The sequence below is a fragment of the Glycomyces xiaoerkulensis genome (assembly GCF_002798405.1).
Lineage (GTDB): Bacteria > Actinomycetota > Actinomycetes > Mycobacteriales > Micromonosporaceae > Glycomyces > Glycomyces xiaoerkulensis.
This window is the reverse complement of sequence record NZ_PGGV01000037.1, coordinates 288,013-308,111: the sequence shown is the minus strand read 5'-3', so window position 1 is coordinate 308,111 and position 20,099 is coordinate 288,013. Positions and strand designations below refer to the sequence as shown.

At 69.1% G+C, this 20,099-nt stretch carries 16 protein-coding genes; 8 read left to right on the top strand and 8 right to left on the bottom strand.

The genetic code is table 11. The features are described 5' to 3' along the window. Positions 1–34: 34 nt before the first annotated feature. Positions 35–1,129 (bottom strand): hypothetical protein, encoded by a 1,095-nt coding sequence (locus tag CUT39_RS17745; protein WP_100448780.1) that lies wholly within the window; start codon positions 1,127–1,129, stop codon positions 35–37. A 10-nt stretch (positions 1,130–1,139) separates the two neighbouring features. Continuing rightward, positions 1,140–2,255 (bottom strand): SPFH domain-containing protein, encoded by a 1,116-nt coding sequence (locus CUT39_RS17740; RefSeq protein WP_232805815.1) that lies wholly within the window; start codon positions 2,253–2,255, stop codon positions 1,140–1,142. A 175-nt stretch (positions 2,256–2,430) separates the two neighbouring features. Between CUT39_RS17740 and CUT39_RS17735 the strand changes: the two genes are divergently transcribed. Next, positions 2,431–3,942, top strand: coding sequence for a GGDEF domain-containing protein (locus CUT39_RS17735; RefSeq protein ID WP_157930791.1), 1,512 nt, complete (start codon positions 2,431–2,433; stop codon positions 3,940–3,942). Here CUT39_RS17735 and putP read toward each other — a convergent pair. Next, a complete protein-coding gene (putP, locus tag CUT39_RS17730) occupies positions 3,936–5,447 on the bottom strand; it encodes a sodium/proline symporter PutP (protein WP_100448778.1) in 1,512 nt (503 codons plus the stop codon). The genes CUT39_RS17735 and putP overlap by 7 nt on opposite strands. Positions 5,448–5,686: 239 nt before the next feature. Here putP and CUT39_RS17725 point away from each other — a divergent pair, with 239 nt between their 5' ends. Together CUT39_RS17725 and CUT39_RS17720 are read left to right on the top strand one after the other, a co-directional pair. Further along, positions 5,687–6,295 (top strand): TetR/AcrR family transcriptional regulator, encoded by a 609-nt coding sequence (locus tag CUT39_RS17725; RefSeq protein WP_100448777.1) that lies wholly within the window; start codon positions 5,687–5,689, stop codon positions 6,293–6,295. Next, entirely contained in the window at positions 6,292–7,458 is a 1,167-nt protein-coding gene (locus CUT39_RS17720) for an FAD-dependent monooxygenase (RefSeq protein ID WP_100448776.1), read from the top strand. The genes CUT39_RS17725 and CUT39_RS17720 overlap by 4 nt, the downstream gene beginning before the upstream one ends. A 184-nt stretch (positions 7,459–7,642) precedes the next feature. Here CUT39_RS17720 and CUT39_RS17715 read toward each other — a convergent pair whose 3' ends face one another. Then, the gene (locus tag CUT39_RS17715; protein ID WP_232805814.1) at positions 7,643–8,443 is read right to left on the bottom strand and encodes a P1 family peptidase; all 801 of its coding nucleotides are present in this window, start codon (positions 8,441–8,443) and stop codon (positions 7,643–7,645) included. A 335-nt stretch (positions 8,444–8,778) separates the two neighbouring features. Here CUT39_RS17715 and CUT39_RS17710 point away from each other — a divergent pair, with 335 nt between their 5' ends. Continuing rightward, positions 8,779–8,994 (top strand): hypothetical protein, encoded by a 216-nt coding sequence (locus CUT39_RS17710; RefSeq protein ID WP_100448774.1) that lies wholly within the window; start codon positions 8,779–8,781, stop codon positions 8,992–8,994. A 213-nt stretch (positions 8,995–9,207) separates the two neighbouring features. Here the strand turns inward: CUT39_RS17710 and CUT39_RS17705 are convergent, their stop codons facing one another. After that, positions 9,208–10,845 (bottom strand): LPXTG cell wall anchor domain-containing protein, encoded by a 1,638-nt coding sequence (locus CUT39_RS17705; RefSeq protein ID WP_100448773.1) that lies wholly within the window; start codon positions 10,843–10,845, stop codon positions 9,208–9,210. 251 nt (positions 10,846–11,096) lie between these two features. Here CUT39_RS17705 and CUT39_RS17700 point away from each other — a divergent pair, with 251 nt between their 5' ends. After that, entirely contained in the window at positions 11,097–11,969 is an 873-nt protein-coding gene (locus CUT39_RS17700; protein WP_100448772.1) for a hypothetical protein, read from the top strand. Positions 11,970–12,029: 60 nt separating this feature from the next. Here the strand turns inward: CUT39_RS17700 and CUT39_RS17695 are convergent, their stop codons facing one another. Further along, positions 12,030–13,304, bottom strand: coding sequence for a serine hydroxymethyltransferase (locus CUT39_RS17695; RefSeq protein ID WP_100448771.1), 1,275 nt, complete (start codon positions 13,302–13,304; stop codon positions 12,030–12,032). Between the two features lie 182 nt (positions 13,305–13,486). On the opposite strand from CUT39_RS17695, the gene CUT39_RS17690 reads away from it, so the two are divergent. Beyond that, on the top strand, positions 13,487–14,779 hold the full coding sequence (locus tag CUT39_RS17690; RefSeq protein WP_157930790.1) for a DMT family transporter: 1,293 nt from the start codon (positions 13,487–13,489) through the stop codon (positions 14,777–14,779). On the opposite strand, the gene CUT39_RS17685 is transcribed toward CUT39_RS17690, so the two are convergent. Next, entirely contained in the window at positions 14,776–16,272 is a 1,497-nt protein-coding gene (locus CUT39_RS17685; RefSeq protein ID WP_100448769.1) for a glutamate--cysteine ligase family protein, read from the bottom strand. The two genes, CUT39_RS17690 and CUT39_RS17685, sit on opposite strands and share 4 nt — an antisense overlap. Before the next feature lie 272 nt (positions 16,273–16,544). Here CUT39_RS17685 and CUT39_RS17680 point away from each other — a divergent pair, with 272 nt between their 5' ends. Beyond that, positions 16,545–17,183, top strand: coding sequence for a CDP-alcohol phosphatidyltransferase family protein (locus CUT39_RS17680; protein WP_100448955.1), 639 nt, complete (start codon positions 16,545–16,547; stop codon positions 17,181–17,183). On the opposite strand, the gene CUT39_RS17675 is transcribed toward CUT39_RS17680, so the two are convergent. Beyond that, on the bottom strand, positions 17,169–18,329 hold the full coding sequence (locus tag CUT39_RS17675) for a glycosyltransferase family 4 protein (protein WP_100448768.1): 1,161 nt from the start codon (positions 18,327–18,329) through the stop codon (positions 17,169–17,171). The two genes, CUT39_RS17680 and CUT39_RS17675, sit on opposite strands and share 15 nt — an antisense overlap. A 242-nt stretch (positions 18,330–18,571) precedes the next feature. Here CUT39_RS17675 and CUT39_RS17670 point away from each other — a divergent pair, with 242 nt between their 5' ends. Further along, the gene (locus tag CUT39_RS17670; protein WP_100448767.1) at positions 18,572–20,065 is read left to right on the top strand and encodes a sugar transferase; all 1,494 of its coding nucleotides are present in this window, start codon (positions 18,572–18,574) and stop codon (positions 20,063–20,065) included. The last annotated feature ends 34 nt before the right edge of the window (positions 20,066–20,099 follow it).

Sequence of the window (20,099 nt, the reverse complement as noted above, 5' to 3'; positions counted from 1 at the left end):
CACTTCAGAACATACCCGCCAATGCGCGGCGGCGTCATCCGCTCACGGTGGTGGTACTGCTCCCCGAGTCCGAGATGACGATGAAGTACAGCAGCACGGCCGCGACGATCACCCCGACCGCGACGGCGAAGGCGATCTTCCAGGCGCTCCAGGGCCGCTCCCCGGTGACCCGCCCGGTCTGGCCGCTGACCAGCACCTGCCACGACTTCCCGCCGAACAGGTACACCACCAGCCACACCGGGAGCAGCAGCAGCTTGTACTTGATGTCGGAGTAGCTGGTGTGGACCGAGTTGATGCGCTGCGCGTCGCCGCCGATGTCGCGGCGCACGTCGCGCCGGATCTGCTCGTCCATCTTCAGCTTCGCCTGCGCCAGCCCCTGCTCGGGCTCGATGTCGTAGCGCTGCGTGTGGTGACCGGCCAGGAACTCCGGCTGGTACGCCACCGCCTCGCCGGTCGGCCAGTCGGCGGTCAGGTCGTCCAGGTGCTTGTGCGGGACCCGGGTGGTGGCCGGTACGACCACGTCGTCGAAGAAGCGCGCGACCGTGCCTCGGGCCGGATACCAGCGGGTGCGCCGCTGCCGGTTGCCGTTGGAGTCCTTCACGTAGTAGTGCTCGCCGCGCTGGCCGGTGTACTTCGACCGCGTGTCGGCGTCCCAGGTCCAGTGCGGCAGGTAGGTGGACTTGAGCGATTCGGCTTCGTGGACGTGCTTGAACCGGTTGGGCGCGAACCAGCGGCTCTTGACCCAGTCACGCAGCGCCTGGCGCGCCCCGGGCCGGTCGACCTTGAATGGCAGGACCCCTTCGGGCGCCACCAGGTCGGGGTTGAACTCGTCGGCCACGACCGGCGCGGCGCAGAACTGGCACACGTCCGACCAGGTGTCGGACTCGGTGTGGGCGCTGCACTGGGTGCAGACGAACAGGTTCGTCGGCACCTGGTCGCGGGGCCGCCGCGGCTTGGCCGCCAGCGACTCCCAGTCGCGGTCGACCACGCGCCGCCGGTCGAGCTCGATGTGCACCTCGGTGCCGCAGTACGGGCAGGTCAGGGTGGTCGAACCGGGGGCGAACTCGAGCTGGGCACCGCAGGTCGAGCAGGGGTAGGCCTGGTGGCCGGTAGCGGTCTGTTCGGACACGGGGGCTCTCCTATTGCGGGGGCAGGGGCGGCGGCATCGAGGCGAACAGGCTCGCCAGGTCGGGGATCTCACCGGCCGGCTTCCAGGCATCCTGGCCGGCCTTCCACGCGAGGGTCTCGCGGGTCAGTTCGCCGGTGCCGGCCTTCTGGCGCAGCGCGGCGAGGTCGAACGGCCCGGCCTGTTGGCCGCCGATGCCGAGGTACCACTCGGCGGCGTCCGGCAGCGGGGGCGGCGCCGCGGCCGGCTGCTGCGCCTGCTGCTGTTGCTGCTGGTTCATCGAGTTGGCCATCTGGTTGCCCATGGCCATGCCGGCGCCGAGACCGAGCCCTTCTGAGGCGCCGCCGCCGTGCTGGGCCGACTCCTCGAGGGCGTTCGCCGCCTGGTACTGGGTGTAGGCGCCCAGGTCGCCGACCATCCCCATCGAGGTGCGCTTGTCGAGCGCCTCCTCGACCTCCTTGGGCATGGAGATGTTGGAGATGGTGAAGGAGGGGACGTCGAAGCCGAGGTCGGCCAACTGCTCGGCGACCTTCCCGCGCAGCCGCTCGCCGATCTGGTCCTGGTGGACGGCCATGTCGAGGATCGGGATGCCGGCCGAGGCGATCGCCGGGGCGAATGCGGCCACGACCTTCTCGCGGAGCCACGAGTCGATCTCCTCGGTGCGGAACTGGGAGTCGGTTCCGGCCGCCTCGCGCAGCACCTTGGCCGGGTCGACGGCCCGCACGCTGTACATGCCGAAGGCGCGGATGCGCACCGGACCGAACTCGGGGTCGCGGACCATCACCGGGTTCTTCGTGCCCCACTTGAAGTCGGTGAACTGGCGCGAGGTGACGAAGTAAACCTCGGCCTTGAACGGGGAGTTGAACCCGTGCTTCCACCCCTTGAGGGTCGACAGGATCGGCATGTTCTGCGTCTCGAGGGTGTAGGTGCCGGGGCCGAACACGTCGGCCAATTGGCCCTCGTTGACGAAGACGGCGGTCTGCGACTCGCGCACGACCAGTCGCGCCCCCATCTTGATCTCGTTGTTGTGGCGGGGGAACCGCCAGACCATCGTGTCGCGCGAATCGTCGAGCCATTCGATGATGTCGACGAATTCGCCGCGCAGCTTCTCGAACAATGGAGTCCACACCTACTTTCCACTCGGGCGAGTTCGCTTCACTCTAGCGTCGACGTGCACCACCGTGTGGTCCGCTCACCGCCGGTCGGCAGAAGCGCCTCGGGCTCAGGCGCATCGGCATGTGCACGTGCATGGAAAACGGTAGCCGCCCCTAGATATATCCGGGCCTTGGTGGCAGGATAGGGCTGTGACGCCACGGAGGGAGACCACACCTGCGCGTGATTATGCCGAGGAGTACCGGCGGCTGCGCGCACTGATGGGCTCAGGTCGGGTAGCCGAGGCCGTCGACAGGGCCACCACGATTGCCTACAATGCACCGACCTCGCAGCGTCGTGCCCAGGCGTGGCTGTTCATCCTCCAGGGCTACATCAGCCAGCGCAGCATCTCCGAAATCCCGGTCACCCTCGATCAGGCCGACTCGGCCGTGCGCCGCTGCCGCGACTACCGGCTCACCGGGGTGTTCCACGCCCACGCCGCCTGGTACCACCACCATCATGTGAAATCCCTTCACTTCACCGCTCAGCACCTGGTCCTGGCATCCAGGGCGCTGCGGTCGATGAACGAGGCCAGCCAGGCCGCCGTCGACGCCTGGTACGACCTGTCGGTCGTGCTCAGCAACTGCGGCTACCAGCAGCAGTCGGCCGAGGCCCTCGACCGGTGCCACACCCTCGGCGACCGGCTCGGCGTCCCGCGCTCCTCGGTCGAGGGCGTCGAGATCCGCGTCCGCGAAGCCCTCCTGGCCTACTACACCGGCGACCCGCACGCCTGCATCGGCATGCTGCAGAAGGAGCTGCGGCGCGTCAAGCCCTACCTGCACGACCTCGACACCCGCGAACTCGAGTGGATCCACTACGCGCTGGCCCGGCTCAGCCTGCTCGGGTTCGGCGAGCAGTGGTCGGTCGAGCAGTACCTTCCGGCCGTGACCTCCTCGGCCGAGGCGCTCGACCTGCGCGCCCTGGCCCGCGCCTCGCGGCTGATCGCCCAGAGCCGCGGCCCCGAGGCGATGCAGATCCTCGAGGAGCGCGAGATCGGCGACGAGACGATCGGGGTCATGGAGCCCGAGCACCTGCGCTCGCTGGCGCTGGTGGCCAAGGGCGACCACGCCGAGTCGATCCTGGCCGCCCACCAGACGACGTACAAGCTCTACAAGCAGATCAACGAGTTCCACACGATCTACCTGGACTCGGCCGCCGCGCTGGTCGACCACGACCAGTTGCGCCGGGCAGCGGCCGGCTGGGCCGACCGGGCCAACACCGACGACCTCACCGGGCTGCCGAACCGCCGCCGGCTGGACGACTTCCTGACCAAGGTGGACGGCGAGGGGATGATCGCGGTGCTCGACCTCGACGGCTTCAAGGCCGTCAACGACACCCACGGCCACCAGGCCGGGGACGCCATCCTGCAGCGGGTGGCGGCGCTGCTGGCGAGCGTGACCCGCTCGGGCGATCTGCTGGCGCGGACCGGCGGCGACGAGTTCATCCTGGTACTGCCGGGCGCCACCGAGTTCGACGCCGACGCGGTCTCGGACCGCATCCGGGTGGCGGTGGCGGCCGAGAACTGGGAGTACTCGGTCCCCGGCACGCCGGTCGACGTCTCGATCGGATGGGCCCGGCTGGTGCCAGGCGGCAGCCCCGCGCAGACGCTGTGGGCTGCCGACCAGGCGATGTACCAGATGAAGCGGTCCCGCAGGTACTACTGAACCGCGGACTCGGCCTCGTCCGATTCGCGGTAGTTGCCGATCCACTCGCGCTCGGGGCGGCGGCCGAGGAAGCCGAAGAGGATCGCGGCCAGGAGTGCGGCGCCGAAGCCGGGGAGCATGGAGTAGACGCCGCCGGGCGAGCCGATGTTCTCCCACACGACCACGACCGTGGCGCCGGTGACCATGCCGGCCAGGGCTCCGAGCCAGGTCATGCGCGACCAGTACAGCGACAGGATGACGATCGGGCCGAACGCCGAGCCGAATCCGGCCCAGGCGTAGGCGACGATGTCGAGCACCGTGCCTCCCTGGAGCGCGAAGTAGTAGGCGATCACCGCGACCACGACGACCGCGCCGCGCCCGACCCACACCAGTTCGGAGTCGCGGGCCTCGCGGCGGAAGAAGCGCCGGTAGAAGTCCTCGGTGACCGCCGTGGAGGCGACCAGCAACTGGGAGTCCGCCGTCGACATGACCGCGGCGAGCACGGCCGCCAGCAGGATGCCTGCGATCCAGGGGTTGAACAGGTCCGTCGTCAGCGCCAGGAACACCGTCTCCTGGTTCTCCAGGGGTTCGTCGAGGTAGGCGATGCCGGCCAGGCCGATGAACACCGCGGCGGTGAGGGTGACCAGCACCCAGGTGGTGCCGATCCGGCGGGCGGCCGGCACGTGGGCCGCCGAGCGGATGCCCATGAAGCGGGCCAGGATGTGCGGCTGGCCGAAGTAGCCCAGGCCCCAGGCGAGGAGCCCGGCGATGGCGACCAGGCTGAGCGAGTCGCCGGTCGTCCAGCCCTCGCCGCCGGTGAAGGCCGCCTCGTCGACCCAGTTGAGCAGGTTCGGGCTGGCGCTCTCGACGTCGCCGAACAGGGCCCCGAAGCCGCCGAGCGCGCCGACGACCAGCAGCGGGACGATCACGAGCGCCAGGAACATGAGAACGCCCTGGATGAAGTCGGTGAAGGACACCGCCAGGAAGCCGCCGAGGAAGGTGTAGACGACGATGACGGCCACCGCGACGGTGATCGCCACGTCGGGCTCGACGCCGAAGATGGTCTCGAACAGCAGGCCGCCCGCGACCAGGCCGGAGGCGACGTACAGGGTGAAGAACACGCCGATGATGAGCGCCGAGACGACCCGCAGCAGGTGCGTCCGGTCCTCGAACCGGGATTCGAAGTAGGCCGAGAGGCTGATCGAGTTGTGGGCTCGCTCGGTGTAAGTGCGCAGGCGCGGGGCCACGAACAGCCAGTTGAGGTAGGTGCCGGCGGCCAGGCCGACAGCGATCCAGGCCTCGCCGATACCGGCGGCGTAGACCGCGCCGGGCAGACCCATGAGGAGCCAGCCGGACATGTCCGAGGCCTGGGCGGACAGGGCGGCGACGGGGGCGTTCAGGGAGCGGCCGCCGAGGGCGAAGTCGGTGAGGGTCTTGGTGCGCCGGTAAACCCAGACACCGATGAGCACCATGACCAAGAGGTAGGCGATGAAGGTGGTGATGATCGGACCCGATAGATCGACCATGTTTATACCTCACAATCGAAGGTTTTTGGGCAATGATGCTGATCATACAGTGGCAATAGCCCCAGCAAAACCCCTGTTTATATGTCCCGCATGGTCGAGTGGGCGGTATTTGGCACCGCCCGGGACCCCGCTGGGCGGTTTCGGGCCGACGATCGCGCTCCACCTCGTCTTCTGAGCCTAATGCACCTCGCGGCCGGTTTGAACTGTTCGGACGAACCTAAGTATGCTACATTGGTCAAATGACCAAGGCGAATGACCAATTCAATGCGGCGGCCCGGACCGCCGCCGAGCGCGGCCGGGACGCGCGGACACGACTGCTCGCGGCGGCGGGCGAACTCATCGCCGAACTCGGATGGAACGCGGTCAGCACCCGCGTCCTCGCCGACCGCGCCGGCGTCCGCTCCGGACTGGTGCACTACCACTTCGACTCGCTCCAGGCCCTCCTGCGGCAGGCCTCCACCGAGGCCATGACCCGAGTGCTGGACCAGAGCACGGCGGCCCTGTCCACGGCTGACGACCCCGCCGAGGCCGTCGAGGCGACGCTGGCCGAACTCGACCGCTACACCGGCACCGACCCCGAATCCCTCCTGTTCATCGAGGCCTACCTCGCCGCTCTCCGCGACCCCGAACTGCACCAGGCGATCGCCCGGCTCTTCACCGGCTTCCGCGGCGCGCTCGCCGCGGCGCTCGAACGGGCCGGCCACCCCGACCCCGACCCCGCCGCCGCCCTCCTCGCCGCCTCCTTCGACGGCCTGGTCCTCCACAAGGGCCTCGACCCGGAGCTGTCCGCGTCCCGGCTGGCGCCCCTCGTCCGACACATCGCCGAACCGGAAGGACCCGCGAAATGAAGGCCGTCATCTGCGGCGCCGGCATCGCCGGGCTCGCCCTCGCCGGGCGCCTCGGCACCCACGGCTGGGACGTCACCGTCGTCGAGCAGGCGCACGGACCCCGAGCCCAGGGCTACATGATCGACTTCTTCGGCCCCGGATACGAGGCCATGACCGCAATGGGGCTGCGCGACCGACTGCGCGAGGCCGCCAACCCCACCTCCCGCTTCCACTACGTCGACGAGCGCGGCCGCACCCGCGTCAGCGTCGAATTCGACTCCTTCGCCAAAGCCCTCGACGGCGAGCTCGCCAGCATCATGCGGCCCGACCTGGAACGGGTGCTGCGCGACTGGGCCGCCGAACGCGCCGAAATCCGGTACGGCACCACCATCGAACGCATCGACGCCGACCGGGTCGTCCTCTCCGACGGCACCACCGCCGAGGCCGACCTGGTCGTCGGCGCCGACGGCGTCCACTCCCGCATCCGAGGCCTCGTATTCGGCCCCGAATCCGACTACCTGCGCTTCCTGGGCATGCACACCGCCGCCTACGTCTTCGAGGACGCCGAGGTGTACGAACAGGTGCGGGGCCGATTCGTACTGACCGAGTCGATCAACCGCCAGATGGGCTTCTACGGCCTGCCCGACGGCAAGGCCGCCGTGTTCGCCGTCCACCGGGTGGACCGGCCCGACCTGCCGGCCGATCCCCGCGCCGAACTGCGGCGCGCCCACGCCGGCCTCGGCGACCTGACCGAGCGGGCGCTGGCGAAGTGCCCGCCGAACGACGAGATCTACTACGACCAGGTCGCCCAGATCGCGATGCCCCGCTGGACCGACGGGCGCGTGGCGCTGCTCGGCGACGCCGCCCACGCGGTGTCCCTCGTCGCCGGGCAGGGCGCCTCGCTCGGGGTGGCCGGGGCCTACGTGCTCGCCGAACGGCTCCACGCCTGCGGGTCGGTCCCGGAGGCGCTGGCCGACTGGGAGGACCGGTGGCGCCCGGTCGCCGAACGGACCCGGCAGGCGGCAAGGGACCGGGCCATCGAGTGGTTCCTGCCTGCCACGAAGGCCAGGCTGCGGCTGCGGCGCTGGGGCTTCCGGGCGATGCGCCTGCCCGGGCTCGACCGGTTGCTGCTCGGCCCGCTGATCCCGAAGAGCCACCGCTCGGTGACCGAGCTGGGCGCCTGAGCCTGGGGAGTTCGGTATTGGTGGTGGGTGTGTGGGCGGGGTGCCGCGCCGGGACCCGACCCCGCACCCGCCGACGCATGCGCAGCCATTACCGGGCTCACCAGGCGCACGCTGCCGGCCGCCTGGTCTTCCGCCTCCGTCTCGCCCTCTCACCGACTCGTCGGCATCGGGACCGAGTGCCAGGTCAGACCGATTCGATCGCCTCGGCGACCGCCTCGACCGCCAGTGCGCGGACGACGTCGGACGACGCCTCCACCTCGCCGGTGGCGGTGGCGATGAACGCATCGCCGTCCATGCGCGTGTGCACCGGGCTCACCGCCCGGGCCAGTCCGTCGTGAGCGCCCTGCGCCAGCAGGCGGCACTCGACCTTCGTGAGCCGGGCGTTCGTGGCGACCACTCCGATCGTCGTGTTGCGGCCGAATGTGACCGGGAAGCCCTCGGGCCGGAGCAGGTCCCGGTCGAGCCTGCCGGGCTCGCCGAAGGCGTTCACCGCGGCGAGCACGCTCACCGCCACCTCGCCGACCCGCAGGGTCGCCGACCGCAGCCCGGACGGCAGCGACTCCCCGCGCCACTGCCCGACCGTCGCGCCCGTTCCCGCTCCGACAGGACCGACGAGATCGGGCTCGACGTCGGCGCCTTTGGCAGCCTGGCACGCCTCATAGCCCTCGGCCGAACCGGGCACGATCCCGCTCCCGTCCAGGTCGTAGAGCCCCAGCGTGGGCACGATCGGGACCACGCCGCCCGGTGTGGCGACCCCGCGACCCTGCTCGGCCAGTCGGCGCATGACCCCGTCGGCGGCCGCAAGGCCGAACGCCGAGCCGCCGGTCAGCAGCGCCGCGTCGATCCCGGCATTGCCCCGGATCGGGTCGAGCAGCTCGATCTCGCGGCTGGCCGGAGCCCCGCCGCGCACCTCGCAGGAAGCCGTCGGCGGAGCGTCGAACAGCAGCACCGTGCAGCCGGTCCGCTCGCCGGTCCAATGGCCCACTCGAATCCCCAAGTCCCGCATCCGGGCAGACTACCCTTATCAGGCGGATGGAACCGTGCAATGGGAATGACCTGAACGCCCACTTAGGTCCGTACGGACGGTGTCGTGGGATACATGTGACCCAGGCGAAAACCCCTGGATTTCCCCGCCGCACGAGTCTTATGCTTGTTGCGAAGCCGGGAGCCAAGGCAACGAAGCGGCGATCCCGATCGAAACCCCCATCTCCCGGTCCCAGCGCGGAAGCGCTGGCCCGTCGCCGTCGACAAAGGCGTCATCGACGAGCGGTTCATCCCTGGAATTCACTATCCGGCATACCCGCCGGGAAGGAAATGATGATGAACGAATTCATCGGTGCTTACCTCGCAGTCGACGCCGCCAACACCACCGCCAACTCGGCCCTGCCGAACGCTCCGGTCGTCGACGACGGCCGCGCGAACAAGCGGTACGCGTCGGGCGTCACCGCCAACGAGAAGTTCCGCTTCTCGACCGCCGGCGCCCTCCGTCGGATCGCCGACCGGGTCGAGCGCGGTTCGCTGACCCGCGCCGCCTAACCAGGCGATGGTGTAGAGCACCCACAAGGTGCCTGAGCCAAAGACTGCAGAACCCAACAGACGCGACGCGCTGAGCCGTTACAGGCCAGCGCGTTTCGTTTTATAAGGGGGGAGGTGCGGGGTCCGCGTCCCGCACGCACGAGAAGCGGGGGCGCCCGGTTCAGTTCTCAGAACCGGGCACCCCCGCTTCGCTCGTAGCTCGGTACCGACCGACTACCAGTCGGTGGCGGCCTTGCGGCGGCGCATGACCACGAACATCACCGCGCCGGCGGCGAGCACGGCTGCGGCGGCGCTGATAAGGATCGTCATCGGCGTACCGGTGGCCGGCAGTTTGCCGGAGGCGTCGTCATCGCCGTCGTCGATCAGGTCGCCGGCGTTGACGCCGATGACCGCGACGTTGTCGTCCAGATCGGCATCGAGGGTGTCGGTGTATTCGGGTGTGTACGCCTCGCGCACCTCGATGAGACCGTCCGCGGACGAAGTCGCGTCCGTGATCTCGACCGTGAAGGTGAAGTCGAGCGTGTCGCCCGCGTCGAGCTTCTTGAAATAGCAGGCGAAGTCGAACCGGTCCAGCTCGGTGCGCTCCTCTTGGTTCCCGTAGTCGTGTCCGAGTGAGTCGGAATCGAGGCAGGCCCAGTGCTGGTCGTCCTCGCTGTCAAGGCCGATCAGTTCGAGCCCTGCGGGCAATTGGCCGCGAATGGCGTAAGTGCCGTAGAAGTCCAGCCGGTCGTATGCGTCGGCGGATCCGTTGTTGACCACTGGAACGGTGATGGTGCGCTGGTCACCCGCTTCTCCTTCGACATCGGCGTCGTCGAGCGCGAGATCGAACGGGTGCTCTGCGGTCACGATGGTGACGGTGCCGCTGTAGGGGGCGTCGAGTTCGTCGGTGGGGCCGTCCCAGGAGTCCGTGGTGACGAGACCGAGGAGGTTGGCCGAGGAGTCGTCCCAGAATTCGCCGCCGAGTTCGGTTTCGAGCGTCGCCTCGTTAACCGTGCTCACGCTGTAGTAGCACTGGCAGATCCCCTGCGGGCCCGGGGCGGCCTCGTCGATCGCGTAGGTCATCGGACCGCTGAAGGTGAACAGGGTGCCCGGCAGGTCCTCGAAGTCGGTGATCACACAGGTGACCCCGCGGTCGGAGAGCCCGATGCCGTCGACGCAGTTGTCGTACCCGGCGATCGCTTCGGCACCGTCGAGTTCTTTGCCGATTCGGGCGAACGGTTCCCCGAAGGTGACGACGATCGCGGCGGCCGACTCAGCCAGGGCGTCTTCCTGGAGGAACCTCGGCGACACTTCGACCTGGTCGCCGGGGGACACTCCGGTGACCTCGATGTCGCTGTGCCGGAAGGCATTGTGCGGTTCGGGATCAAGGCCGTCAGCGACTTCGATGTGACCTTCCTTGGACTCCACCTCGTCGGAGTCCAAGGAGACGGTCAGGGTGTAGTCGTAGACTCCGGGTACAGCGAGATCGTTCGCCCAGTAGTCGAATCCGAAGAACGTGTACGAATCGGCGTCCGGACGTGTACAGGTTATCTGCGTTCCCAGGCTGCCCTTATTGCAGTCTTGGACGGCGCCCGAGAGGTCGAACTCGAAGCTGTCACCGGCGGCGTGGATTGCGAGGTTCGCGGACACCGTATGCGTGTCGGACGAGAAATCGGGACCGAAGTCGACTTCGATGACGCCGGAGGACCGCTCGCCGCCGGGGGTGATCAGCGATTCGAACTGGAAGTTGACGTCGGGGTCGTCGACCGACTGCGCGGAGGCCGGGAGTGCGATGGCTCCGGCCGCGAGCGTGCTGGCCGCGACCGTGACGCCCAGGCGCGCTCCGAATCGGCGGGGTTTCGGGGAGGTCATGGATCTCCGATTCTGTTGATTCATGTTGTTCGGTTGCGTCAGCCGGAAGGGGCGGAGGGGATCCGGCTTGAAATACACGCGCGCCGCCGGGAACCGGTTGCATCGATTCACACTGCCGTAACCCGACGGCGCTCGGTTTCAGTGAATCACCTGGTTGCGGCGGCTCAGTGTTCCTGATGTGCCGCAATGCACATGAGGTCCTGCCATGTCGCTTGCCGAACGAGGCCGTTTCGTCGCATAGCGTGCCCGCCATGGTCTCCCATCCGCACGAGATACCGATCCGGCTCTTTCAGAATCGGCCGGAGCTGGCGGCCGAGCTCCTTGTCAAGAGGGTCGGTGCCGACCTGCCCGCTTACGCCAGTGCGGAGTCCGAGTCCGAGGCGCTGACCGACAACGATCCGATCGAACTGAACTGCGACAACGTGAGCGTCTTCCGCGACGCGGTCGGCAATGCGGTCTACGCGATCATCACCGAGGTCCAGCGCAGCGAGGACGCCGCAAAGAGCTTCAGTTGGCCCATGTACCTGACGATTCTCAGGAAGCGGCTCCAGTGCCCGGTCAGACTGCTGGTCGTCTGCACCGATGACGCCACCGCTCACTGGGCGCGGCGGCCGATCGAGATAGGCCCTCCCGGCTTCACGCTGCTTGCGGATGTGATCGGGCCGGAGGAACTGATCCAAGCCACCGACGAGCAAGAGGCCCACGAAGCGGCCGAACTGCTCATTCTCGCCGCGGCGATGGTCCGGAAGGGGCCGCAGGGCGATTCGATGGCGCACGCCCTGGGGCGCCGTCTCAACGAGCTTTCCGAGGCGGAGCGCAGGAAGTATGCTGGTTGGGCGTGGCGACTTCTCTCGCAGGAAGCATGCCGAGTGCTGGAGGAATATATGAGCTTGACGTACCAGGAATACCTTGAAAGCCCGGCCGGTCAGCTCGAGCTGCGCGGAGAGCGCCGCGGTGAGCTGCGGGGCGAGATCAGGGCCCTGCTGAAGCTGGTCGAGCTCCGCGGCATCGAGGTTTCGGCCGAAGCCCGGGAACGGATCGAGAGCTGCACCGACTCCGGCCAGGTCGAACGCTGGTTCGCTCGAGCGGTGGAGGCCTCGAGCATCGATCAGATCCTCCGCTGACGAGAACGCAGCGGTGGCCCGGACCTCAGGACCGGGCCACCGATCGGTTCATGCCGAAGGCTAGTCGTGCCAGCCCGGGATCGGGTAGGTCTGGCAGAACTCCCGGATCTCGGCGGCGACCGCTTCGAGTTCGGCCTCCTTCTCGGCCTTGGCGGCGCCGATCGCACGGTCGATCCAGTCGGCGATCGGATCCATGTCGTCCTCGGTCATACCGCGGGTGGTGACCGCGGCCGTGCCGATGCGCAGGCCCGACGGGTCGAACGGCTTGCGCTGGTCGTACGGGACGGCGTTGAAGTTCAGCTCGATCCCGGCCGCGTCCAGCGCCTTCGCGGCGGGCTTGCCGCCGATCTCCTTGCTGGTGAGGTCGACCAGGATCAGGTGGTTGTCGGTGCCGCCGCTGACCAGGTCGTAGCCCCGGTCGGTCAGCGCCTTCGCGAGCGCGCGGGAGTTCTTCACGATCTGGCCGGCGTAGTCGCGGAACGACTCGCGGGCGGCCTCGTGCAGCGCCACGGCGATCGCGGCCGTGGTGTGGTTGTGCGGGCCGCCCTGCAGGCCCGGGAAGACCGCCTTGTCGATGGCCTTGGCGTGCTCGGCGTCGCACATCACCATCGCGCCGCGCGGACCGCGCAGCGTCTTGTGGGTGGTGGTCGAGATGACGTCGGCGTGGCCTGCCGGCGACGGGTGCGCCCCGCCCGCGACCAGGCCGGCGATGTGGGCGATGTCGGCCAGCAGCACCGCGTCGACCTCGCGGGCGATCTCGGCGAAGCCCTCGAAGTCGATGGTGCGCGGGATGGCGGTGCCGCCGCAGATCATCAGCTTCGGACGCTCCTTGCGGGCGACCTTGGCGACCTCGTCGAGGTCGATCCGGCCGGTGTCCTTGCGGACCCCGTAGCGGACCGGGTTGAACCACTTGCCGGTGGCCGACACGGTGTGCCCGTGAGTGAGGTGGCCGCCCATGTCCAGGGCCATGCCCATGACGGTGTCGCCCGGCTTGAGGAAGGCCATGTACACCGCGAGGTTCGCGGGGGAGCCCGAGTAGGGCTGGACGTTGGCGTGGTCGACCCCGAACAGCTCCTTGGCGCGTGCGATCGCCAGCTCCTCGACCTGGTCGACGTTCTGCTGGCCCTCGTAGTAGCGCTTCTGGGCGTAGCCCTCGGAATACTTGTTGGTCAGGATGGACCCGGTGGCCTCCATGACCGCCTCGGAGACGTAGTTCTCGGAGGCGATGAGCCGGATCTTCTCCGACTCCCGGCGGCCCTCCGCCTCGATCAGCCGCTCGATCTCCGGGTCGGCGGCCGCGAGCTTCGCGGTCAGGGCCTCGTAGGCGTCAGTCATTCATGCTCCTCGTCGATCGGCATGTTCAGCGCGGCGACCGGGCAGGTGGCCTTGACGTCCCGAGCATAGCCGTAGCGCCGGACCGCGCTCACCAGCGTTTCCGGAGCGGTGACGCTGGCCGTGGCACGTGACGGAAACGGCCCACTGGGACTCCGGTGCGTACACGCAGTACGGTGCGATGCATGTCACCTAAAACCGCTGCCAACGTGCTCGGCGTGGGATTCGCGGTGGCCGCGACCGCCGCGCTTGCCCAGCTCGGATTGGCCTATGGCTTCGGCCTGCTTTCGTGGGTCGATGCCGCTCCCGGATCCACCGACCCCGTCCTGGACTACCGCGGGAACGCCAACCGCGCCTGGGTGGCCTGGTTCGCCGCCGCCTCCTGCGTGGTCGGCGGTCTGGCCTCGGGCGTGATCGGGTCGCGCGGCGAGGCCACGCGCCCCGTCGTCCTCCGCGTCGGCGCCGTGTTCGCCTCGGCTCTCGGGTCGTTCTCCGTCGGACCGCTCGTGGCCGTGTCGGCCGAGCAGAGCGCCGTGTTCGAGACCTTCCCGACCGAGCCGCTCCTCGCCGCCGGAGTCGGCTCCGCGGTCGGCTTCGTGCTCACCCTCATCGGCCTGGGATCGCGCGCGGTCGCGGTCAACGTCGGCGCCTCGGTCGCGCTGGTCTGGGTGCTCGCGGTCCTGGCCGTGTTCGTCGAGGTCGGCGAGCCGGCCACCCCGGTCACCGAGTTGGCCGTGTGGGGCTCGTGGGTCAGCCCCGAGTCGGCCCTCGGCCGCCGCGGCTTCTCGATCGCGGTCCCGTTCGTGATCGGGTCGGCGCTCATCGGCGCGATCGTGGCGCTGCTGGCCCGGCGCGGGCCGATCACCAACTCCGGCTACCGCATCGCCGCGGCCTCCGGCATCGCCGGTCCGCTCATCGTCACCGTCGCTCACCTGGTCGCCGGGCCCACGCCCGCGAACGACCCCGAATCGATGGCCGTGATCCTGGTCGGCCTGTACGCGGCGATCGCCGGGCTGCTCGGTTCGCTGATCGTCACGGCGATCCCGCGCTCGGGCGGGCAGATCGACGACAATGTCGCCTCCGAGCCCGAGCAGTCGCCGGTCGAGACCGCCCCCTGGGCCGTCCCCGAACAGCCCGCCTCGTCCTACGACGACACCCCCTCCGGCGACACCGGCGGCCAGGTCTACGGCTCCGCGAGCGCCGCCAAAACCAAGGAGATGCCCGGAAAGCCGGACGGGGACGCGTCCGCGGACGACCCCGAGGTCGACTGGGTCCAGGAGCTCAAACCGGTCGACGAGTCCGGAGGCGACACCAAGACCGCCGAATCGGAGGCCGAGCCCGAGGCCAAGAAGAAGAGCAAGCCCAAGCGGCGGGCGCGCAAGGCCACCCGCCGCAAGATCTCCTCGGAATCGGAGTCAGAGTCAGAGTCGGAGTCGAAATCGGAGTCGGGTTCGGACTCGGAGACCGAGGAGAGCTAGACCTCCCATTCGTGGACCGGTCGGCCGCCGGCCGACTGGGCGGCGTAGTCGAGCACCATCGCCCGCAGCGCGTCGAACCGTTCGAGGCGCTGCCGGTGTTCGGCCACCTGGACCCTGGCGACCTGCCAGGACGCGCCGTTGACCCCGCGGCGGCACCGCTGCTCGATGACGTCGAGGAAGCGGTCGGCGTCCCGCGCGCTCACCCCGAGACGCGCGAGCCCTCCGGCGGCCGCCGGCAGCAGCTCCTCGAGTACCAGCTTGCGGACCGGCACCAGGCCCTTGCCCGGCCAGACCAGGTCGGCCTGGATGCCGTGCTTCGCTGCGGCCTCGAAGTTCGCCGCGGCCGTGTTGAAGTCGAGCCGTTCGGTGAGTTGCTCGTCCATCTCGGCGAAGTGCGTCAGCAGGCCGTAGTAGAGGGCCATGTTCGCGCAGATGTCGACCGGGGTTGGACCGGCTGGCAGGACGCGGTTCTCCACCCGCAGGTGCGGTCGGCCCGACCGGATGTCGTAGACGGGCCGGTTCCACCGGTAGATGGTGCCGTTGTGGTATCGCAGCTCGGTGAGCAGCGGGACGTCGCCGGACCCGACCACGCCGACCGGGTCCTCGTCGCCGCACAGTGGTAAAAGCGGCGCGAAGTGCTTGTAGTTCTCGTCGAACAGGTCCAGGACCGAGTCGATCCACCGCGAACCGAACCAGGCCCGCGGCGCCGCCCCTCTCCGGCGCTCCGGCGCGGGCCGGGTGTCGGTGCCCTGCTCGAACAGGATGATGCGGGTCTCGGCCCACAGGTGGCGGCCGAACAGGTAGGGCGAGTTGGCGCCGAGGGCGACCTGGATGCCGGCGATGGCCTGCGCGGCATTCCAATAGCGGGCGAAACGATCCGGGGCGACCTGGAGGTGGAACTGGACCGAGGTGTTGGCCGATTCGGGGGCGATGTTGGGGCAGGACCAGTGGACGGACTCGGCGCCGGTGATCTCGATGGCGAGGTCCTCGCCGCGCGCGGCCATGATGCCCTCGTTGAGGACTCGGTAGCGTTCGGCGGTCGAGAGCACCTCCAATCCGATATGGTCGGTGAACAGGGTCGGGATGGTGCCGATCGGGCACACGTAGGTGCCGGCCTTGTCGGCGGCCTCCCTCACCTCGGCGAGGATCGCGGCCAGGTCGGCCTCGTACCAGGAGATCCCGGCGCCGTCGAGCAGGCGCGGCGGCAGGTTCAGCTCCAGGTTGTGGGCGCCCAGCTCGGACTGAGCACTGTAGAGCGCCTCCTCGTCTCCGGCGGTGTGCAGGTATTGCAGGACGGACTCATTGGCGAACGCCGGATCACCGTCGTGCTCAAGGAGGTCGATCTCCAGCTCGACCCCGGTGAGCGGCCGCCCGCAGTCGAGTCTTCGATCCTGCAGGAGCCGCGACAGGGCCTCTCGTCCCGCGCGGAGCTTCGCGTGGAAGGCGGACTGGTCCCAATGCTCCAAAGTCGAACCACTCACCTCGTCGCCCATGTTTCCTCCCCAGGAATCGATGGTTCATCAACCTTAAGACGCTAGGTCACCTTACGGCTACCGAGGGAGTTGCCGGTACGCCCCAGATCGCGTGGTTCCCACGCATATTAGGGATCGGTTACAGAGTGTGGTGTCGGAAGTTCGACAGAATCCGGTCGGCCGCGGCGACGGTCCGTGCGCCGCACCCCGACCAGTAGGATCGGCGCGTGACCGAACAGCGCTCGACCCGGCTCCGCCCGGCCGACTTCCACGCCAACCTCCGGGGCGGCGGCATGCTCACCATGCTCGACCAGTACGGGGGAGCGGTCTTCGCTTACCTCGCATGGCGGTTCGGCCTCAAACCCACCCACCTGACGCTCGTCGGCCTGCTGCTCGGCGCCGGTACCTCGGCCGGGGTCATCGCCTACGTGCCGCTCGCCCGCGACGGCGCTCCCTGGTGGCCGGTGGCCCTCGGAGCACTGGTGCTGTGGCAGGCGTCCTACATGCTCGATTGCGCGGACGGCCAGCTCGCGCGCGCCACCGGCACCGGATCGGACTCCGGCGCCCGCGTCGACATCCTCTGCGACGTAGTGATCCAGAGTTCGGTCGTGGCGGTCGTGGTCGCCGTGACCGACGCCTACACCCCGAGCGTCCCGGCCTGGGCCGGCGCGGCCTTCGCGGCCGTCTGGATGACCAACCTCGTGACCTCGGTGATGGCCAAAGGGGACGACGTCTCGCTGGTGAAGTCCGACAACCTCGTGATCCGGCTGATCAAACTGGTCCGGGACTACGGCTTCGTGATCACCGTGATCGCCCTCGTCCTGCTCCTGCCGGAGGCGATGGCCGCGGTGATGCTCTTCTTCGGCGCCGTCAACGCCCTGTTCCTCCTGGCCTCCATCGCCGCCAACACGCGCACCTCACTGCGCCAGTAGTTCCTCATAGATGGCGATGAGGCGCCGCAGCACTACGTCGGGGGCGAAGGTCGATTCGTAGCGGGGCCTGGCGTTGGCCGCGTACCCCGCGTCCCCGGCGACCTCCTCCAACGCCCTCGCCAGGGCCCCGGCGGTGGGTTCGGCCGCCACCCCGGCCGGTGCGGCGGTGTCGGCACCCGCGATGTACGGAGCGCCGCCCATCCGCGTGGCCACGATCGCCCGGCCGCTCGCCAGCGCCTCCAGGCCGGTGGTGGGCAGGACGTCCTGCCAGATCGAGGGGATGACCACCGCCGCCGACTCCGCCAGCGCGCGCCGCATGCCTTCGGCGTCCAGCGGACCGAGGTACTCGACGCCGCCGAGCGAGGCGGCCGCCTCCTCCACGGTCGGGCGCAGCGGGCCGTCTCCGGCGATGCGGAGCTTCCGGCCCGGGAGGTCGGCGCGCCGCCAGGCGTCCAGCAGCAGCTCCACGCCCTTTTCGGGGACCAGGCGGGCGCCGAACAGGAAGCCCTGGCCCGGCGGCACCGGCCCGGGGTCGGCGATCGCGTTCGGCTTGACCCGGATCCGGTCGTCGGCGATGCCGATGCTCCTCAGGTAGTCGGCGATCGCGTCGGTCAGGGCGACGAACCGGTCCACGGTCTTCCACGTCCCCTGGTGGGCCCCCAGGGCGACGGCCATGACCGCGCTCTGCGGCCGCGAGCCCCGGTAGCAGCCGTGCAGCACTCCCGGGGCGTTCCAGCGCCGCCCGTGGCAGTCCCGGCAATCGTGCCCGTCCCGGAAGTAGAGGCCGTTCACGCAGTCGTGCCGATAGTTGTGAATGGTCTGGACGACTTTCACTCCTGCGCGATGCGCCGTCTTCACCACCGATGGTGAAAGGAGGGGGTACGGATTGTGCAAGTGGAGGATGTCCGGGCGTTCGCGATCCAGTAGCGCGGCCAATTCCCTCTGTGTTCGAGCCGCATGGATCGGGGAGGCGGCGAGTGTCACTTTCCGATGTGGCGCAAGGTCTTTGATCTCGTCCGAGGAGCGCAGGAACGGTACCGTCGATATCCCGGCGTCGCGTAGCGACGCGATTTCATAATCGACGATCACATTCTCGCCGGAAGGCTGCGCCGAGGAATACCGGTTGTGGGCGATGACGATTCTCACTATTCCTCCGGTGGCGCGGTCGGCATTCGGCTCGGCCGAAGATACCTCAATCGGGGAATAGGTGTAGGTTGTCGGGTACCGTGTCTGCGGGCCGCCCGGTAGGGATCGCGCGAGGCCGATCTCCCCCGCCGACACTCACCTCCACCGTAAGCTGACGACCGCAGGGATGTGCAGTGGCGACTAGCCTGGAACGGCCAGCAAAGCTCTACCCAGCCGGGAAGGACGAACGGACGGGGACTCAAGTGACCGGCGCGCGCAAGGACGGTGATCCAGAGCTCGTCACCAACGGCGTCACCCGATCCGCGTGGCGTCGGCTCGCCCGCGTCTCCAAATGGCACCGCGCCTATCAGGCGGCGCTGGTCGGCGTCGACTTCTTCGCCGCCTTCGCCGCCTCGGTGATCGCGGTCAACTTCACCCCTTACGCCCACGCCGGGTTCGACCCCGGCACCGAGATGGCGCTCTACCGCTACATCGTGTGGCTGGTGCTGCCGCTGACCTGGGTCGCGGTCCTGTGGGCCAACGGCGCCTACGACCGGCGGTACTTCGGGATGGGCAACGACGAGTTCAAACGCGTCGTCCGCGCCTCCCTGTTCATGCTCGCCCTGGTCTCGTTCCTGGCCCTCACCTTCAAGGCGGACGTCTCCCGTCTCGCGGTCGCCACGGTGCTGGCCTCGGCCGCCGCGCTCATAGCCGGCTTCCGCCTCGCCGCCCGCCTCGCACTCCACAAGGCACGCTCGTACGGCCGGGCCGTGCAGCGGCTGCTGCTCATCGGCTCCTACCCCGAGGCGATGGAGGTCTACCGGACCGTTCGCCGCGCCCCCGCCGCCGGCCTGGTCCCGGTCGGCGTCTACGTCACCGAGGGCGCCTCGTCGGTGCGCGACCTCGACACCCCGGTGCCCGTCTTCGCCGGCACCGACCTGGTCGGCTGCGCCGAGCAGATCAAGGCCGACACCCTCGCCGTATGCGGCACCGCCTCGGCCGACTCCGCCGACCTGCGCCGACTGGCCTGGCAGCTCGAAGGCACCGGCCGCGACCTCGTGGTGGCCCCCCAACTGACCGACATCGCGGGCCCCCGCGTCCACATCCGCGCGGTCGAGGGCCTGCCGCTGCTCCACCTCGAGGAGCCCAAGATCTCCGGCATCGGCTGGCTGATCAAGAACATCCTCGACCTCGCCTCCTCGGCGCTGAGCCTGGTCCTCCTGTCACCGCTGTTCCTGGTCGTCGCGATCGCCATCAAGCTCGACAGCCCGGGTCCGGTGTTCTTCCGCCAGGCCCGCGTCGGCCGCGACGGCGAGACCTTCCACTGCTGGAAGTTCCGGACCATGTACATCGACGCCGAGGAGCGCCAGGCCGCGCTCATGATGCACAACGAGAGCGACGGCCTGCTGTTCAAGATGAAGGACGATCCGCGCATCACCCGCGTCGGCAGGTTCCTGCGGAGCACCTCCATCGACGAGCTCGCGCAGCTCATCAACGTCGTGCGCGGCGAGATGAGCCTGGTCGGGCCCCGGCCGCTGCCGGCCGAGAACGGCGATTTCCTGGGCGACGTCCGCCGCCGCCTGCTGGTCCGCCCCGGCATCACCGGCCTGTGGCAGGTGTCGGGCCGCTCCGACCTGTCGTGGGACGACGCGGTCCGGCTCGACCTCTACTACGTCGACAACTGGTCGCTCACGACCGACCTGCAGATCCTCTTTCGCACCGTCGCGGTAGTGTTGCGCCGAAAAGGCGCCTACTGAGCGGTTACGCCCAGGTGAACGCCGGGGGAACCCT

Coding starts and splice junctions, on each gene's coding strand:
- CUT39_RS17725 (WP_100448777.1), top strand. CDS start 5,687: ATGACCAAGGCGAATGACCAATTCAATGCGGCGGCCCGGACCGCCGCC.
- CUT39_RS17690 (WP_157930790.1), top strand. CDS start 13,487: ATGTCACCTAAAACCGCTGCCAACGTGCTCGGCGTGGGATTCGCGGTG.
- putP (WP_100448778.1), bottom strand. CDS start 5,447: ATGGTCGATCTATCGGGTCCGATCATCACCACCTTCATCGCCTACCTC.
- CUT39_RS17685 (WP_100448769.1), bottom strand. CDS start 16,272: ATGGGCGACGAGGTGAGTGGTTCGACTTTGGAGCATTGGGACCAGTCC.
- CUT39_RS17700 (WP_100448772.1), top strand. CDS start 11,097: ATGGTCTCCCATCCGCACGAGATACCGATCCGGCTCTTTCAGAATCGG.
- CUT39_RS17705 (WP_100448773.1), bottom strand. CDS start 10,845: ATGACCTCCCCGAAACCCCGCCGATTCGGAGCGCGCCTGGGCGTCACG.
- CUT39_RS17720 (WP_100448776.1), top strand. CDS start 6,292: ATGAAGGCCGTCATCTGCGGCGCCGGCATCGCCGGGCTCGCCCTCGCC.
- CUT39_RS17680 (WP_100448955.1), top strand. CDS start 16,545: ATGCTCACCATGCTCGACCAGTACGGGGGAGCGGTCTTCGCTTACCTC.
- CUT39_RS17710 (WP_100448774.1), top strand. CDS start 8,779: ATGAACGAATTCATCGGTGCTTACCTCGCAGTCGACGCCGCCAACACC.
- CUT39_RS17695 (WP_100448771.1), bottom strand. CDS start 13,304: ATGACTGACGCCTACGAGGCCCTGACCGCGAAGCTCGCGGCCGCCGAC.